This is a genomic window from Arthrobacter sp. Edens01, assembly GCF_001307035.1.
In the GTDB taxonomy this organism is placed as follows: Bacteria; Actinomycetota; Actinomycetes; order Actinomycetales; family Micrococcaceae; genus Arthrobacter_B.
On sequence record NZ_LKIU01000002.1, the window covers coordinates 277161 to 292136 of the forward strand.

The following is a 14976-nucleotide window of genomic DNA, read 5'->3' on the forward strand; positions in this document are numbered from 1 at the left end:
CAATTCGCGCTTCCGGACCGCACGCTCCGGATGCCGAACCCTAGGATGGAGAGGTGACCGGATCCTCGAAGTCCCCCAGCCAGAACTCCTCCGCCAGCCCTTCGGGGCAGGGCGCAGGAAACAGCCTGAGCTCCCTCCAGTCGGCCCGCTCTGCCATTCGGGCACTGGCCCGCGCCGGAGTGCGGGACGTGGTGCTGGCACCGGGCTCCCGCAGTGCACCTCTGGCCTACGCCCTGGCCGAAGCGCAGACGCAGGGACTCGTCCAGGTCCATGTCCGCATTGATGAACGCGTTGCCGGCTTTACTGCCCTGGGTCTCGCGCGCGGCGGCGCACGCCCGGCAGCCGTAGTAACGACGTCGGGCACAGCCGTAGGTGAACTGGTTCCGGCGGTGATGGAAGCGCACCATGCAGGGATTGCGCTGGTGGTTCTCTCCGCTGACCGTCCCGCTGAACTCCACGGTACCGGCGCCAACCAGACCACGGTGCAGGACGGAATCTTCGGGCGCTTCCCGGCCGCCCAAGCCAACATTGAAGCAGGCCTGGATCCGCAGGGTGCCATCGCAGAGGCCTTCGCGAAAGTGGGCGGCCCGTCACCCTACGGTCCCGTCCACATCAACCTCCAGTTCCGTGATCCCCTCATTCCCACGGAGGCGGATGCCTTGGGGGCTGCAGAGGCGGGCCCGGTTGAGGCACTGGCAGCAGCCGAGGAAGCGGCCCCGGGAGCACTGGCGGATCTGGGCGGCGTGCACCGGACCGTGGTTGTTGCCGGCGACGGCGCCGGGGAAATAGCAGCTATCTTTGCCCGGCGTGCCGGACTGCCGCTGCTGGCTGAACCATCCTCGAACGCCCGGTTTGGCCCCAACTCAGTCACCGCCTACCGCCTGCTCCTGGCGGAGCTTGGTCCGCAGATTGAACGCGTGGTGGTCTTTGGCCGGCCCACGCTTTCCCGTCCGGTGTCCGCCCTGCTGGCCCGCCCGGACGTAGCGAAAGCCCTCTACGTTCCCCGTCCCGTGAACTGGTTTACACCCGGCAAACGGCCGGAAAAAGTCGTAACGGACCTTTCAGGGCTGCTCGCGTTTGCCGGCAGGGGAGCGCCGGGCTGGCTGAAGATGTGGCAGCGTGCCTCGGCCGCCGCAGAAACCGCAATCCACGCCGTGCTGGATGCCGAAAGCGAGTTGTCCGGCCTGCATGTGGCCCGGCTGGTCTGGGAGAACTCGGACGCCAACCTGGTGCTCGGATCCTCCAACACCATACGGGACGTTGACCTGGTGGCCGCGGGGCGCTGGCACCCGCTGGATGTCTATGCAAACCGTGGCCTGGCCGGCATTGACGGCACTATCTCCACGGCGTCGGGCATTGCCCTGGCCAACGGAATTCCGACCCGGCTGCTGCTGGGGGACCTCACCTTCCTGCATGACGCCGGCGGGCTGCTGCTCGGCGACGGAGAGGCGGAGCCCGACCTGCAGCTGGTAGTGCTCAACGACGCCGGCGGGGGCATCTTCACCACGCTCGAACACGGAGAGCTGGGGGAACGCGAGGAATACCGCGACGTCGTCGAGCGCTTCTTCGGTACCCCGCACCGGGCCGACCTGAGAGCGCTGGCCGCCGGTTACGGAGTACGCCACCAGGCCCTGGACACGGCGGGGGAGCTCGACACCGCGCTGCGGGCCCCGGTGCGGGGCCGGTCCATCCTTGAAGTCAAAGTACAGCGGTCCGCCCTGCGCGCACTGCACCGCCGGATCGAAGAAGCGGTGACCGGCGCCCTTCCTGCAGCTCCCTAACGTACCCGGACGCAGCTGCGGCCTGCACCGGAAGGTGCAGGCCGCAGCTCTTTGTGCTGAATTCGGGTCCTAGAGGACCTTGGAGAGGAAGGAGCGGGTCCGCTCGTGCTGCGGATTGCCCAGCACGGTTTCGGGTGCACCCTGCTCCACAACCACGCCGCCGTCCATGAATACCACGCGGTCACCGACCTCGCGGGCAAAGCCCATCTCATGGGTCACCACCATCATGGTCATGCCCTCCTGGGCCAGCTGGCGCATGACTTCCAGGACGTCACCAACGAGCTCCGGGTCCAGTGCGGAAGTGGGCTCGTCAAAGAGCATCATGTCCGGATCCATGGACAGGGCCCGGGCAATCGCAACGCGCTGCTGCTGGCCGCCGGACAGCTGGGCGGGGAACGCCTTGGCGCGGTCGGCCAGGCCAACCTTTGCCAGGTTCTTCATGGCCGTCGCCTCAGCCTCGGCCTTGCCGCGCTTCTTGGCACGGCGCTGGGCCAGGGTCAGGTTCTGCAGCACATTCAGGTGCGGGAAGAGGTTGAACTGCTGGAATACCATGCCGATCCGGGTGCGGACGGCATCCAGGTCCGTCTCCGGATCGGTGATGTCCGTGCCCTCGACCCGGATGGTTCCCGTTGTCGGTTCCTCGAGCCGGTTCACGCAGCGCAGCAGGGTGGACTTGCCGGAACCGGACGGACCGATCACGCAGACGACTTCGCCCTGGTTGACGTGGAAGTCGATGCCCTTGAGGACCTCGTTGTCGCCGAAGGACTTGTGCAGGTTCCGGACTTCAATGGCGGGAGTGCCTGCGGACGGGGTAGGTACAGGTGTGCTCACGCTGGATTACCGGCCTCTCTGGTTGTGGCGTTCGAGTTTGGCGACCAGCTGTGTCAGCGGCAGGGTAATGATCAGATACATGATCGCAGCCAGGACCAGGGGAGTGGAGTTGGCGTTCTGCGAGACCGCATCCCGCGCGAAGGTGGTCAGCTCCCGGTCCTGCATCGCCATGCCTGCGATGAACAGCAGCGAGGTGTCCTTGATCAGGATCACCAGCTCATTGGTCAGCGGCGGGGTGATGATGCGGAACGCCTGGGGCAGGGTCACGGAGACCATGGTCCACGCCGGGCCCATGCCCAGCGAGCGGGCCGCTTCGGTCTGTCCTGCGGGTACGGCCTGAATGCCTGCACGGATGGTCTCGGCAATGTAAGCGCCGGACACCATGATCAGGGCGATCAGGCCGGCTCCCGCGTTGCCTCCGGGCGGACGCCAGGAGAAAGCGATCGGGACGGCGAAGGCCATCGCGAAGATCACCAGCAGGGCGGGCAGGCCGCGGAAGATCTCGATGTAGACCGTTGCCGCCCAACGGTAGGGGCCCACCGGGGAGAGCTTCATCAGTGCCAGAATCAGGCCGAGGATCAGGCCGCCGATGAACGCGATGATCGTGTAGACGACGGTGTTCTTGACGGCGACCGTGATGATGGTCGGGAAGGCCGCGCGGGCCACCTCCGGGTCGAAGAAGTTCACGCCGATGGCCTGCCAGTCGGCGAGCAGGACTACGGCAACAACTGCCAGGACGAAGACGGCGTACAGGATGCCCCGGGTGAGGCGTCTGCGGGTGGACGGTTTCAAGTAAAGGCCTTCCGCGGAAGTTTAGGGCCGTCCCTGGCGGGATGTGCCAGGGACGGCCGTGGGTCAGTCGGTGTTATTCGGTGAAGTACTCGTCGTAGATTTCCTGGTATTTGCCGTTGTCACGCAGGGCGGCCAGCTGTTCGTTCACGCCGGATACGAGTTCTTCGCTCGCGTTCTTCGCCATGGCGAAACCGTAGGATTCGTCCGTCTCGAACTTCGCGGCGATGGTGAAGGCGCCCTCTTGGGTGTGGCCCAGGTTCACGGGGAGGTCCTGCAGCACGGCGTCGACGTTCCCTGCCTGCAGGGCGGGGAAGAGTTCGGCGTCCGAGGGGTAGGAGATGATCTCGGCGTCGGCAGCGTTGTCCCGGGCGTAGGCCTCGCCGGTGGTGCCCTGCTGGACCCCAACCTTCTTGCCGGCGAGGTCTTCGATGCCGGTGATGTCCGAGCCCTCGGGCACGAGGATGGACTGCAGCGAATCGTAATAGGGATCGGAGAACGTCAGGTTCTTCTGGCGTTCCTCGGTAATGGTCATGGCGCTGGCGCCCAGGTCGCACTGTCCGGCGGCCAGGACGGTGCCGCCCTGCAGGCCGTCAAAACCGACGTCCTGGATGGAGGCCTCAAGGCCCATGCCGGATGCGATTTCCTTGATGAGGTCCATGTCGAAGCCCACGTACTCGCCGTTTTCTTCGTATTCGAAGGGCGGGTAGGGAATGTCGGAGCAGACGGTGAGTTTCCCATCGGAAACCAGGTTCATTCCCGAATCAGACGCGCTGTCGCTGCCGCCGCCGCAGGCGGAGAGGGCAAGTGCGGACAGTGCCGCAGCGGCCAGGACGGAGGATCGTGCTTTGTACGGCATGGATTGGTACCTTCTCTTGGTGCCGGGCAGGACCGCCTGCGGTCCCGAACATTGTTGGTAAGCAGTCTCGATTGTACGCATCCATCACGTTTCGGGTGCCGCAGCTCACAGCGCGGGGCGTGCCCTTTACAACAGACGGCGCTGGCCTGTGAACAAGGCCGGCGCCGTCATGCAGCAGCAGATGGGTTATTCGGTGAAGTACTTGTCGTAGATTTCCTGGTACTTGCCGTTGCTGCGCAGCTCTGCCAGCTCTGCGTTGACAGCAGCCACCAGGTCTTCGCTTCCGGTCTTCTTCATGGCGAAGCCGTACACTTCATCCGTTTCGTACGTCGCGGAGATGGTGAAGGCACCGCCGTCCGTGTGGTCCAGGTTGACGGGCAGGTCCTGGAGGACGGCGTCGATGTTGCCGGCCTGCAGGGCCGGGAACAGCTCGGCGTCGGACTGGTAGGAGACAATCTCGGCGTCGGCGGCGTTCTCCCGGGCGTACGACTCGCCGGTGGTGCCCTGCTGCACGCCAACCTTCTTGCCCGCCAGGTCTTCGAGGGACTGCACAGAGGAGCCCTCGGGAACCAGCAGCGACTGGAGGGAGTCGTAGTACGGGTCGGAGAAGGCGAGCTTGTCTGCGCGTTCCGGAGTGATGGTCACTGCGGCAGCGATCAGGTCGCACTGGCCGGCGGCCAGGACGGTGCCGCTCTGGAGCCCGTCGAAGCCGACGTTCTGCAGTTCCCAGTCCAGGCCCATCCCGGCGGCGATTTCGCGCGAGAGGTCCATGTCGAACCCGGCGTATTCACCGTTGTCATCTACGTATTCAAAAGGCTGGAACGGCAGGTTGGAGCAGACAGTCAGCGTGCCGTCATTGACCAGTCCCAGACCGGACTCATCAGCTGAATCGGACCCCGAGCCGCAGGCTGCGAGGCTGAGGGCACCGACGGCCAGGACAGCGGCGACGGCTTTGCGTGCTTTGTGGTGCATTGGTTTAGAACCTTAGGTCGTGACGGAGCGTTCGGCTCCGGTTGGGGGCAGGAAAAAGGCGGCAGAAAGCCGCTCTCCGGGAATAAATTGTACGCGCCGCTCAGGAAGGCTGGCCGGAGAGCACCCGGGCACGGTCCAGTCCCAGGGCCTCAAGCATGGGACGGAACTTGGACCAGGTTTCTTCCAGCTCTGCTGCCGGGTTGGAACCCGAAACGATCCCGCAGCCTGCGAACAAGCGGACAGCTTGGGGGTCTTCGATCACGGCACCGCGCAGCGCGATGCCCCATTCCCCGTTGCCGGCGGCGTCGAACCAGCCCACCGGACCTGCATACGGACCCCGGTCCATGTGTTCAAGTTCACTGATGAGCTCCCCGGCAACACTGGTCGGGTAGCCGCAGACAGCAGCGGTTGGGTGGAGGGCTTCAACCAGGTCCAGCGATGTTGGGACAGTGCCGCCGTCCACGCGGAGGTCCGCGGTGACATCCGAGGCCAGATGCCAGACGTTGGGCAGCTCAAGGACGAATGGTTCGCTGTGCGAAGTCATCGAAGACGTGAACGGTTCAAGATGGCTGGTGACCGAATCGATGGCGATGGCATGTTCGTGCTGCTGCTTTTCGGAGCCGGCCAGGACGCGCTTGGCGTAGTCCGGATCGTCGAGGGGAGCCGTGGCACGGTCCAGGGTGCCTGCCAGCACCCGGGCACGGGCCTTGCCCTCTTCAACCTTGATCAGCATTTCAGGGGTGGACCCAATGAGTCCGTCAACTGAATACGTCCAGCAGCTCTCGTACCGCAGTGCCAGTTCGCGAAGCACCTGCGCGGTGGCGACGGGCGAAGACAGGCTGGCCACAATGTCCCGGGCCAGGACGATCTTGCTGAGCTCACCGGCGGCGATGTGCGCCACGGACCGGGCGACGGCGTTTTTCCATTCGGACTCGGAGAGCACACCGGGCTGGATGGTGTCATTGCCGTCTGAAAGTGAATCTGCGGAGATTTCCTCCAGGTAGCCGGCCAGGGCAGCTACCACCGACTCCCGGTCCAGGACGGCGTCGGGATCGAGCGTGGTCTGCGTGACCCATGCGGTTCCGTTCCGCGAGCCGACGATGATCTCCGGGACTACAACCCGGGAAAGAAAAGGGGACCGCTTGGAGAAGGCAAAGGAACCGAAGGCGGCCAGGCCGCTTCCCGGAACCTGGACCTCGTCCTCGACGGCGGCTTCGGCGCGGACTGCGTTCCACCATCGGCGGGCTGAATCAAACCGGTCCGGGCCGGTGGAAGTGTGGCGCAGGACTTCTCCGAATCCCACCAGGCCTTCGCCGTGGCGGATCCAGCACAGCTGGTCATTGCGGACCAGATACTCCAGCAGCCCGATCGCGGCCGAGGGCACGCTCAATGGGATGGTTAGGGAACGCAGGGAGGTCATAATGCCTCCAACCCTACTCCGCCTGCCTGCAAGCCCCATATCCAGGCCATGGCCCGGCGGGAGGGAACACATGCGTTTGTGAGCAAACGCAAACACCTTGCGGCCGGTTCGGCTGCCGGAACATTGTTTGAGACAATGAGCGGGTGAAGCGCGCAACTTTGGAAAAACGCCCCGATGAAGTCGCTGCCATGTTCGATGAGGTGGCTCCCAAGTACGACATCGTCAACGATGTGCTGTCCATGGGCCAGACCCGCCGCTGGCGCCGTCTGGTGGTGGACGCCGTCGGCGCCCGTCCCGGTTCCCGTGTGCTGGACCTTGCGGCCGGTACCGGAACCTCCAGCGAGCCTTATGCCGACGCCGGTGTCTCCGTGGTCGCCTGTGACTTCTCCCTGGGCATGCTCAAGGTTGGCAAACGCCGCCGCCCGGACATCGACTTCGTAGCCGGTGACGCCACCAACCTGCCGTTCGAGGACAACTCCTTCGACGCGACCACCATCTCCTTTGGGTTGCGCAATGTTAACGAGCCCAAGAAGGCCCTGGCTGAGATGCTGCGGGTCACCAAGCCGGGCGGGAAACTTGTTATTGCCGAGTTTTCATCGCCGGTTGTTCCTTTGTGGCGCACCATGTACACCGAATACCTCATGCGCGCGCTGCCTCCGATCGCCCGCAAGGTCGCATCCAACCCGGACGCCTACGTCTACCTCGCCGAGTCAATCCGCGCCTGGCCGAACCAGGACGAACTCGCGGGCTGGATCGCCGCACAAGGCTGGGAGGACGTCGCCTACCGCAACCTTACGGGCGGAATCGTCGCCATCCACCGTGCAGTGAAGCCTGCAGATAATCCTGCAGTTAATCCTGCAGATAAGCCGGCGGAGGCCGCCGGAGCGTGAGCGTCCTCATCGTCGGTGCCGGCCCGGCCGGCTCCACCGCCGCCTACTACCTCGCCTCTGCGGGTATTGACGTAACGGTTCTCGAGAAGACCGCGTTTCCCCGTGAAAAGGTGTGCGGCGACGGGCTCACGCCCCGCGCTGTCCGCGAAATCCAGCTCCTGGGCCTTCCCCATGACGAGGCAGACGGCTGGCGCCGGAACAAGGGCCTTCGGCTGATCGCCGCGGGACGGACAATCGAGCTCCCCTGGCCGGACCTGGCGGACTTCCCCTCCTACGGGCTGGTCCGCACGCGCCTGGGCTTTGATGAGGAGCTGGCGCAGCACGCCCGTTCAGCAGGCGCAAGAATCCTGGAGCGGCACAGCGTCACCGAAGCCATCAGGGACGAAGACGGCAGGGTACGCGGCGTCGTCGCGAACGTGCTTGATGAAAACGGCCGCAAGACCGGCGAGGCACGCGAGTTCACCGCCGACATCGTCCTGGCTGCCGACGGCAACTCCACCCGTACGGCCCTGAGCCTTGGCATTGAGAAGCGCGATGACCGCCCGCTGGGTGTGGCCGTGCGCACCTATTTCACCTCGCCGCGCACCAATGACGACTGGATGGAAGGCTGGCTGGAGCTTCCTGACGCTGCCGGCAACCCGCTGCCCGGCTACGGCTGGGTCTTCGGAGTTGGCGACGGCACCTCCAACGTGGGCCTGGGCATCCTGAACTCCTCCAAGGAGTTCGGCAAACTGGACTACCGCCAGGTGCTGCGGGACTGGACCGCCGGCATGCCCGAAGAATGGGGCTTCACCCCGGAGAACCAAGTCGGCGAGATCCGCGGGGCCGCCCTTCCCATGGGTTTCAACCGGACCCCGCACTACTCTCCCGGACTGCTCCTGCTCGGCGACGCCGGCGGGATGGTCAGCCCGTTCAACGGAGAAGGCATTTCCTACGCCATGGAGTCCGCACGCTTCGCGGCGGACTACATTGTCTCCGCCGAACAGGCGCGCCGCACCCCCGGGGTCCTCTCCCCGCAGGCAGCGTACGACGCCGCGCTGGCGGGCTACGCGGAGCGTGTCCGGAACGAGTGGGGCAGCCACTTTACCCTCGGCCGGATCTTCGCCGGGCTGATCGGCAAACCGGCTGTCATGAAGCTGGCACTGCGGACCGGGATGCCCATCCCGGTGCTGATGCGCTTCGTCGTTCGGATGCTGGCCAACCTCAGGGACGCCTCACCCCGCGGGATCGAGGATAGAGTGATTGCGTTGATGGAAATGCTGGTTCCTGCCGCCTCCAACCAGGACGGCGCGCCCCAGCCCGTCCGGGGCGCGGGCAGCAATGCCAGAGTTTGACCCCTGCCAACCCGTCCCCACGAGAAGTTAGCCTTGAACAGTGACTGAATCCACCAATGCCAGCCCGGATGCCCTCGGGGACGCCGAGACGGCGCTGCCTCCCGGGTTCACCCCCATCGCCGAGGATCCCGTTCTGGGACCTGCGATTGTCGCCGGACTGGGGAAGATCGAGGATGAGCTGCGCGAAGCCATCGCCAACTCCGATCCGTTCGCGGACGCAACCTCCCGTCACCTGATGGAAGCCGGCGGCAAGCGGATCCGCCCGCTGCTGGTACTGCTGGCCTCGCACCTTGGTCCCAACCCCGGCAACGAGCAGGTGCGGATGGCCGCCGTCGTCGTCGAACTAACGCACCTCGCCACCCTGTACCACGACGACGTGATGGACTCCGCGCCCGTGCGCCGCGGAGCCCCCACCGCCCACGAAGTCTGGGGCAACTCAGTTGCCGTGCTGACGGGCGACCTCATCTTTGCGCGCGCCTCCTCACTGGTGTCCGTCCTTGGGGCCGAGGCCCTGGGGATCCAGGCCCGCACCTTCGAACGGCTGGTCATGGGACAGCTGCACGAGACTCTCGGCCCGGCCGACGGCGAGGATCCGCTGGAGCACTACCTCTCCGTCATCGCGGGGAAGACCGGTTCCCTGATCGCGGCCTCGGGCCAGCTGGGTGCGCTTTTTGGCGGCGCAGACCGGGAGACCGTGGAGATCATGGTCGAATACGGAGAGAAGGTCGGTGTTGCCTTCCAGCTGGCTGACGACGTGATTGACGTAGCCGGCCTGCAGGACAAGTCGGGGAAGACTCCGGGAACGGACCTGCGGGAAGGTGTCCCCACGCTTCCCGTACTCCTGCTGCGCCGCAACGCTGCTGCCGGGGACACCGAAGCTGCCGCGGTCCTGGAGCTGGTCGACGCCGACCTGAGTTCCGATGAAGCCCTGGCTGCCGCCGTGGCTGCAGTCCGGGGCAACCGTGCCACCGCTGAGGCCTGGGAGGTTGCCCGGCAGTGGGCAGCCGATGCTGTCGCAGCGCTGGCGCCCATGCCCGAATCCCTGGTCAAGTCTTCCCTGGCGGCGTTTGCAGAAGCTGTTGTGGAGCGCGAAGCATAGGTCCTTGTCTGAACGGTTAAGAACAAAAAAGGCTGCCCCGGTGAACCAGCGGGGCAGCCTTTTAGTTTTGCCGGATCAGTCTTCGTCGTCCTCGAAAACCCACTCGAACATGTCAAAAACGTACTCGCTGAAGGTTCCCTCTTCGCTCTGCCATTCGCCGCGCGCATTGTTGCGCCGCCAGACGATCGGGTCCGGAATGTCCAGCTGGTCGGCCCGGAAACCCCAGGTGAATTTTTCATCCTCGTCTTCGAGGAAGAGCAGGAAGCCGTCCTCGACCTCAAGCTCGTCGGGGTCCCAGAAGAAGTGGTATGCCTCCATCAGGTCTTCGCAGCCGCCCAGGGCAAGGTAGAACTCACGCAGGACCAGAGGGATGGGGAAGTCATGCTCATCGAGCATGTCGTCCAGTTCATCCGCGCTGAGGCCGTCATCGGGCCGCCAGTTGTCCTCAAGGTACTTCGGGACCAGGGCACGGAACTTTTCGAGGAACATTTCACTCATTGCTGGGGCTCCAACGTTGCAGGCGGACGTACTTCTATCCTAGCCGCGGCAGGGACAGTCCCTGACCGGCCGGCCGGAGGCGGCCAGCGGGCGGGGCTGCAGCCGGGCGCTAAGCGGTACGGTGCGCCAGCCCCGGATAGTCCAGCACCACGCCGTCGGAATCAACCGTGATCTCCGCCGTGAAGCCCCCGGAATCCGAGGAGAACAGGACGATCGCGCTGCCGCGTTCCCCGCGGTAGGGAGAGACCTGTGAGTAGACCTGTTCGCTGGCAACTACCCGCAGGCTCGGCATCTGGACAAAGGCCATGGTCAGCCGGGTCTCGTCCGGGGGAGCGGCATTGTTCAGGAGGTCCAGCCGGAGGATGGGCATGGTGTTTGTCAGGGGGCACAGGCCCAGGTCGCAGTCCTGGGCATTGTCCAGGGACCGGGGGTCCTCGATCCCCGGTCCGGGAAGGTCAACTGTGCCGCTGGCGGTGACGTGCGAATCCCAGCGGCCGTCCACGGACCGCGTAAGTTCCAGGGTGCGGGACCAGCCGTTGCCGGTGACTTCAACGTGCAGCCGGCGGGTTACCCACCCCGGAGACGTTGAGAGGGACCAGGTGGCACAGTACTCGTCGCATGTGGTGGTGCCGCTGGCTGCCAGTTCGCTTTCGCGGAAGGAAACGACCGCTGAATCCCGGCGTCCGGGGTCATCGATGCCCGCCCAGTGAAGGGTCTTGGCGGGTTGCGCAGGCGAGTCCATCCCTACAGCCTAAAGTCCGGTTCAAAACCGGACCAAACTGCGCGCGGGTGTTCCGCTCTCCGCGGGCCCGGCACCGCACTCAACCTGCGAGCCTGCGCACATTCAGCGCCAGGTAGAGATGCACCCTGTCAGCAGTGACCGCAGGGTCATAGCCGGAGAGGTCAGCGATCTGCGTCAGCCGGTACCGGACGGTGTTGCGGTGCAGGCCGAGTTCCTGTGCCACCTTGGCCACCGACCCGTTCAGGGCCAGGTACTTCTCCAGTGTTGGCACCAGTTCGGCGTCGTGTGTCCGGTCGAAGGCCAGCAGCGGGTCCAGTGCCTCGGCGGCCAGGTCGGCAAGCGGAACATCCCGGCTTCCCATCAGCAGCGAGGCCAGGCTGAGGCGGTCAGGCTCATTGACCGCAGCACCGCGCAGGAGTCCTTCCTTGGCCTCGTAGTAGCCCCACCGGAGCCCTGCCGGCTCGGTATAGGGCCCGCCGACGCCAATTTTGGCCGGGATGCCGGCTTCCTGAAGATATGCGCCCAGGGCCGGAGCCAGCTGGGCGGGATTACCCTCGGGAACCAGCACGGCCAGCCGTTCCTCGCAGATGGCGCTGACTGCGGATTCGAAAGCCGCCGGGAGTGGAAGCGAGGTGAGCGCCTTTGCCTGGGACGGGGCCGCCTCCACCAGCAGGGTCAGCTGCCGGCGGCCGGTGCTGACCCCGGATGCTCGAAGTCTGTGGTCGGCATCCTGCCCGGTGAGTTTGCCGGCCACAATGTCATCCAGCAGCTGCCCGTTGACGGCGCGTTCCCGAACCCGTCGCCGGGCCTGGTTGTTCAGCTCCACACTGATCAGGCTCTGGGCGTAGGCGATTAGGTCAGGCTGGCGGAAGGGGCGGGCAACCGAGAGCGTGCAGCGGTCCCGCAGCCCGGTGGCGATCGGAACCCGGTGCCATTCACTGTCCGCCGCTGCACCGCCGGTGGAAAAGACCTCGGTGCCGAACTGGTGCAGCGCCACATCCGTTTCCAGGATTGACCCCAGTTCTGCAAGCAGCCCCGGCAGTCCCTGGCCGGACAGCAGGGCTTTCGCCAGCACCTGGTGTCCGGTGAGAAGCTCGTGCAGGTGCTCCACATGGTCTGAGGACAGTGCATCGGCCACAAGTTTCCCTATGGCAATGAACGGAGTCCGGTAGGGGACTTCGAAGACCGGCAGGCCCAGCCGGTTGGCTTCCTCCAGCAGCGGACCGGGAACCCGGTCCAGGCTCAGGCCGGTGCCGAACCCGATTGCCAGGGCCCCCGCCCGGTGCACGCTTTCAACGAACCTGCGCTGCACGGCGCCGGTGCGCTGACGCATGCCGGTGGTGAGTACGACTTCGCCGCCGCTCAGGAACGGGGACGGGTTTTCAAGTTCGGTGACGGCCACCCACTGCACCGGCACCGGTTCAATGGCGGCAGTGCCCCGGACAACCAGGTCCAGGTCTTCGGCAGAAAGCAGATCGGTAAGCGAGATAGGCACCCCACAACTATAGGCAGCTTCCGTTGGGCGCCTGCACCGCAAACTCGCGCCTTCTTTGTGCGGATGGCCGTCCCATCGAGTCCTCCCGCCGCGTAAATTTGGATCACTGCGGCGTATAACTCCCATCACTCCACCCCGTCGAAAGAGGCATGAACCAATGAGCACATCAGCCACCGCCCCGGCTTTCCGGCTGGAACAGAAGCGGAACATCACCGGGACCTTCCCCGGACCCAAGTCCGCTGCCCTCAGCGAGCGCCGTGCCGCCGTCGTGGCCAAGGGTGTTGCCTCCAGCGTCCCGGTGTATGTCCAGGATGCCGACGGCGGCATCATCCAGGATGTGGATGGTAACTCCTTCATCGACCTGGGGTCAGGCATTGCTGTCACCAGCGTCGGCGCGTCCGATCCCGCCGTGGTTGCAGCCGCGCAGGAACAGGTTTCCCGCTTCACGCACACCTGCTTTATGGTCACCCCGTACGAGGGCTATGTTGCCGTCGCAGAGAAGCTCGCCGAACTTACTCCCGGCACGCACGAAAAGCGCACGGTGCTCTTCAACTCCGGCGCCGAGGCCGTTGAAAACGCCGTCAAGATCGCCCGCTCGGCTACCGGCCGCCAGGCCGTCGTCGCGTTCGACCACGCGTACCATGGCCGCACCAACCTCACCATGGGCCTGACCGCCAAGGCCGCACCGTACAAGACCGGTTTCGGGCCGTTCGCGTCCGAGATCTACCGGATGCCCATGAGCTACCCGTACCGCGAGGAAAACCCGGAAATCACCGGCACCGAGGCAGCCGAGCGTGCCATCCTGGCCATCGAAAAGCAGATCGGCGCGGATCAGCTCGCAGCCATCCTGATCGAGCCGATCCAGGGTGAAGGCGGCTTCATTGTCCCCGCTGAAGGCTTCCTGCCCCGCCTGGCCGAATGGGCCAAGGCCAACGGAATCGTATTCATCGCTGATGAAGTCCAGTCCGGTTTCTGCCGCACCGGCGAGTGGTTCGCCGTGGACCATGAAGGTGTTGTTCCGGACATTATGACCATGGCAAAGGGCATTGCCGGCGGCATGCCGCTCTCCGCTGTGACCGGCCGCGCCGACCTGCTGGATGCAGTGCACCCCGGCGGCCTGGGCGGAACCTACGGCGGCAACCCCGTGGCCTGTGCCTCGGCACTGGCAGCGATCGAAACGATGGAAACCCAGGATCTCGCCGGGCGCGCCCGCCGCATCGAGGAAATCACCGTTCCCAGGATGCGCAGGCTTGCAGACGAGACAGGGGTTATCGGCGATGTCCGCGGACGCGGCGCAATGCTTGCCCTCGAGCTGGTCAAGCCCGGTACCAAGACTCCCGACGCCGCTGCCGCCAAGGCGGTCGCCGCCGCCTGCCTGGCCGAGGGCGTCATCATCCTCACCTGCGGTACCTACGGCAACGTGATCCGCCTGCTGCCTCCGCTGGTGATCGGCGAGGAGCTGCTCTCCGACGGCCTCGACGTGCTGGAAGCAGCCATCCGCGCCCAGGCATAACTCCTATTGGCCAAAGGGCGGTATCCGGTCACCCGGATGCCGCCCTTTGGTGTTTCCCGGTCCCGGTTTTCCCGCGAAGCCTACGCGCGGGAGAACCCCGCGAAGCCGCGGATCATCGCATCAAGTCCGGTCTCGAAGGCCTGCTCGGCCGCCTTGCCGCTTTCCCTGCCGGGGGCGGCGGCCACAGCCGCGGTGAACAGCGGGCTGGCCCCGGCAAGTGAACCGGTGTCGAAAATGTCCTCCGGGGCAACGGCGTCGAAGGCCGATCCGAAGATAAACGACTCAAGGGCCACAATCGCCGGAATGATCTGTGCCTGCTTCCAGCCTGCCCGCAGGAAGCCCTCCGTGACCGCTTCGTACATGGCTAGGGTGCGCGGAGCGCCGGAGACCTGCAGGACGGCAATCACGGCAATGAGCGGGGTGTGCCGGGCAAAGACTGCCCGGTAGGACCGGGCCCAGGTCCGCACGGCGTCGTTCCAGGGCAGTTCGGCGAAGCAGGCCACATCCACCTCCGCCATGAGGTCGTCCTGGATCCAGCGCAGCACTTCCGCTTTGGAGGAGGCGTGGTTGTAGAGGGCCGACGGCGCCACCTGCAGCCTGGCTGCCAGCGAGGACATGGTGAAGCCCTCATAGCCCCCTGCGGTGATGACTTCCAGGGCAGCTGCGGCGATATTCTCCCTTGTCAGGACGCGCTTGGACGGACGGCCCGCGCTGCGCCGCGTGCGTGCTGCCGGCATCCATTCCTCCAGGTGT

The 14976-nt window shown here is 65.5% G+C and carries 14 protein-coding genes; 5 read left to right on the forward strand and 9 right to left on the reverse strand.

The window, feature by feature from the left end:
- Positions 1 to 53: 53 nt before the first annotated feature.
- A complete protein-coding gene (menD, locus tag AO716_RS01685) occupies positions 54 to 1781 on the forward strand; it encodes a 2-succinyl-5-enolpyruvyl-6-hydroxy-3-cyclohexene-1-carboxylic-acid synthase (RefSeq protein ID WP_055239220.1) in 1728 nt (575 codons plus the stop codon).
- 69 nt (positions 1782 to 1850) lie between these two features.
- On the opposite strand, the gene AO716_RS01690 is transcribed toward menD, so the two are convergent.
- The 5 genes from AO716_RS01690 to AO716_RS01710 all read right to left on the reverse strand — a co-directional run bounded on the left by AO716_RS01690 (position 1851) and on the right by AO716_RS01710 (position 6652).
- Entirely contained in the window at positions 1851 to 2612 is a 762-nt protein-coding gene (locus AO716_RS01690; protein WP_055239222.1) for an amino acid ABC transporter ATP-binding protein, read from the reverse strand.
- Positions 2613 to 2618: 6 nt separating this feature from the next.
- Entirely contained in the window at positions 2619 to 3404 is a 786-nt protein-coding gene (locus AO716_RS01695) for an amino acid ABC transporter permease (protein ID WP_055239223.1), read from the reverse strand.
- 73 nt (positions 3405 to 3477) lie between these two features.
- Complete coding sequence (locus AO716_RS01700; RefSeq protein ID WP_055239224.1) at positions 3478 to 4260, reverse strand: basic amino acid ABC transporter substrate-binding protein; 783 nt, start codon at positions 4258 to 4260, stop codon at positions 3478 to 3480.
- Between the two features lie 186 nt (positions 4261 to 4446).
- The gene (locus tag AO716_RS01705; RefSeq protein WP_055239226.1) at positions 4447 to 5232 is read right to left on the reverse strand and encodes a basic amino acid ABC transporter substrate-binding protein; all 786 of its coding nucleotides are present in this window, start codon (positions 5230 to 5232) and stop codon (positions 4447 to 4449) included.
- Positions 5233 to 5332: 100 nt separating this feature from the next.
- Complete coding sequence (locus tag AO716_RS01710) at positions 5333 to 6652, reverse strand: isochorismate synthase MenF (RefSeq protein ID WP_055239228.1); 1320 nt, start codon at positions 6650 to 6652, stop codon at positions 5333 to 5335.
- Positions 6653 to 6795: 143 nt separating this feature from the next.
- On the opposite strand from AO716_RS01710, the gene AO716_RS01715 reads away from it, so the two are divergent.
- Genes AO716_RS01715 through AO716_RS01725 form a run of 3 tightly spaced genes read left to right on the forward strand, consistent with a single transcriptional unit; the run spans position 6796 to position 9975 of the window.
- Positions 6796 to 7542, forward strand: coding sequence for a demethylmenaquinone methyltransferase (locus AO716_RS01715; protein ID WP_055239230.1), 747 nt, complete (start codon positions 6796 to 6798; stop codon positions 7540 to 7542).
- On the forward strand, positions 7539 to 8876 hold the full coding sequence (locus AO716_RS01720; protein WP_055239232.1) for a geranylgeranyl reductase family protein: 1338 nt from the start codon (positions 7539 to 7541) through the stop codon (positions 8874 to 8876). Before AO716_RS01715 ends, AO716_RS01720 begins: the two co-directional genes overlap by 4 nt.
- A gap of 40 nt (positions 8877 to 8916) precedes the next feature.
- Positions 8917 to 9975, forward strand: coding sequence for a polyprenyl synthetase family protein (locus AO716_RS01725; RefSeq protein WP_055239233.1), 1059 nt, complete (start codon positions 8917 to 8919; stop codon positions 9973 to 9975).
- Positions 9976 to 10050: 75 nt separating this feature from the next.
- On the opposite strand, the gene AO716_RS01730 is transcribed toward AO716_RS01725, so the two are convergent.
- The 3 genes from AO716_RS01730 to AO716_RS01740 form a co-directional block, all read right to left on the reverse strand.
- Positions 10051 to 10473: a hypothetical protein gene (locus AO716_RS01730; RefSeq protein WP_055239234.1), complete on the reverse strand. Its 423-nt coding sequence runs from the start codon at positions 10471 to 10473 to the stop codon at positions 10051 to 10053.
- Between the two features lie 109 nt (positions 10474 to 10582).
- A complete protein-coding gene (locus tag AO716_RS01735) occupies positions 10583 to 11215 on the reverse strand; it encodes a putative glycolipid-binding domain-containing protein (protein ID WP_055239235.1) in 633 nt (210 codons plus the stop codon).
- A gap of 79 nt (positions 11216 to 11294) precedes the next feature.
- Positions 11295 to 12710, reverse strand: a complete 1416-nt coding sequence (locus AO716_RS01740; protein WP_055239236.1) for a PucR family transcriptional regulator — start codon at positions 12708 to 12710, stop codon at positions 11295 to 11297.
- Between the two features lie 157 nt (positions 12711 to 12867).
- On the opposite strand from AO716_RS01740, the gene gabT reads away from it, so the two are divergent.
- A complete protein-coding gene (gene gabT / locus AO716_RS01745; protein ID WP_055239237.1) occupies positions 12868 to 14223 on the forward strand; it encodes a 4-aminobutyrate--2-oxoglutarate transaminase in 1356 nt (451 codons plus the stop codon).
- Between the two features lie 80 nt (positions 14224 to 14303).
- On the opposite strand, the gene AO716_RS01750 is transcribed toward gabT, so the two are convergent.
- Positions 14304 to 14960 carry a TetR/AcrR family transcriptional regulator gene (locus AO716_RS01750; protein ID WP_055239238.1) on the reverse strand — a complete coding sequence of 219 codons (657 nt, stop codon included), beginning with the start codon at positions 14958 to 14960 and terminating at the stop codon, positions 14304 to 14306.
- Between the last annotated feature and the right edge of the window lie 16 nt (positions 14961 to 14976).

What these genes read in the sequence shown, in the direction of transcription:
- AO716_RS01700 (WP_055239224.1), bottom strand. Translation starts at nt 4,260, where the DNA reads ATGCCGTACAAAGCACGATCCTCCGTCCTGGCCGCTGCGGCACTGTCC.
- AO716_RS01705 (WP_055239226.1), bottom strand. Translation starts at nt 5,232, where the DNA reads ATGCACCACAAAGCACGCAAAGCCGTCGCCGCTGTCCTGGCCGTCGGT.
- AO716_RS01710 (WP_055239228.1), bottom strand. Translation starts at nt 6,652, where the DNA reads ATGACCTCCCTGCGTTCCCTAACCATCCCATTGAGCGTGCCCTCGGCC.
- AO716_RS01730 (WP_055239234.1), bottom strand. Translation starts at nt 10,473, where the DNA reads ATGAGTGAAATGTTCCTCGAAAAGTTCCGTGCCCTGGTCCCGAAGTAC.
- AO716_RS01735 (WP_055239235.1), bottom strand. Translation starts at nt 11,215, where the DNA reads ATGGACTCGCCTGCGCAACCCGCCAAGACCCTTCACTGGGCGGGCATC.
- gabT (WP_055239237.1), top strand. Translation starts at nt 12,868, where the DNA reads ATGAGCACATCAGCCACCGCCCCGGCTTTCCGGCTGGAACAGAAGCGG.
- AO716_RS01750 (WP_055239238.1), bottom strand. Translation starts at nt 14,960, where the DNA reads ATGCCGGCAGCACGCACGCGGCGCAGCGCGGGCCGTCCGTCCAAGCGC.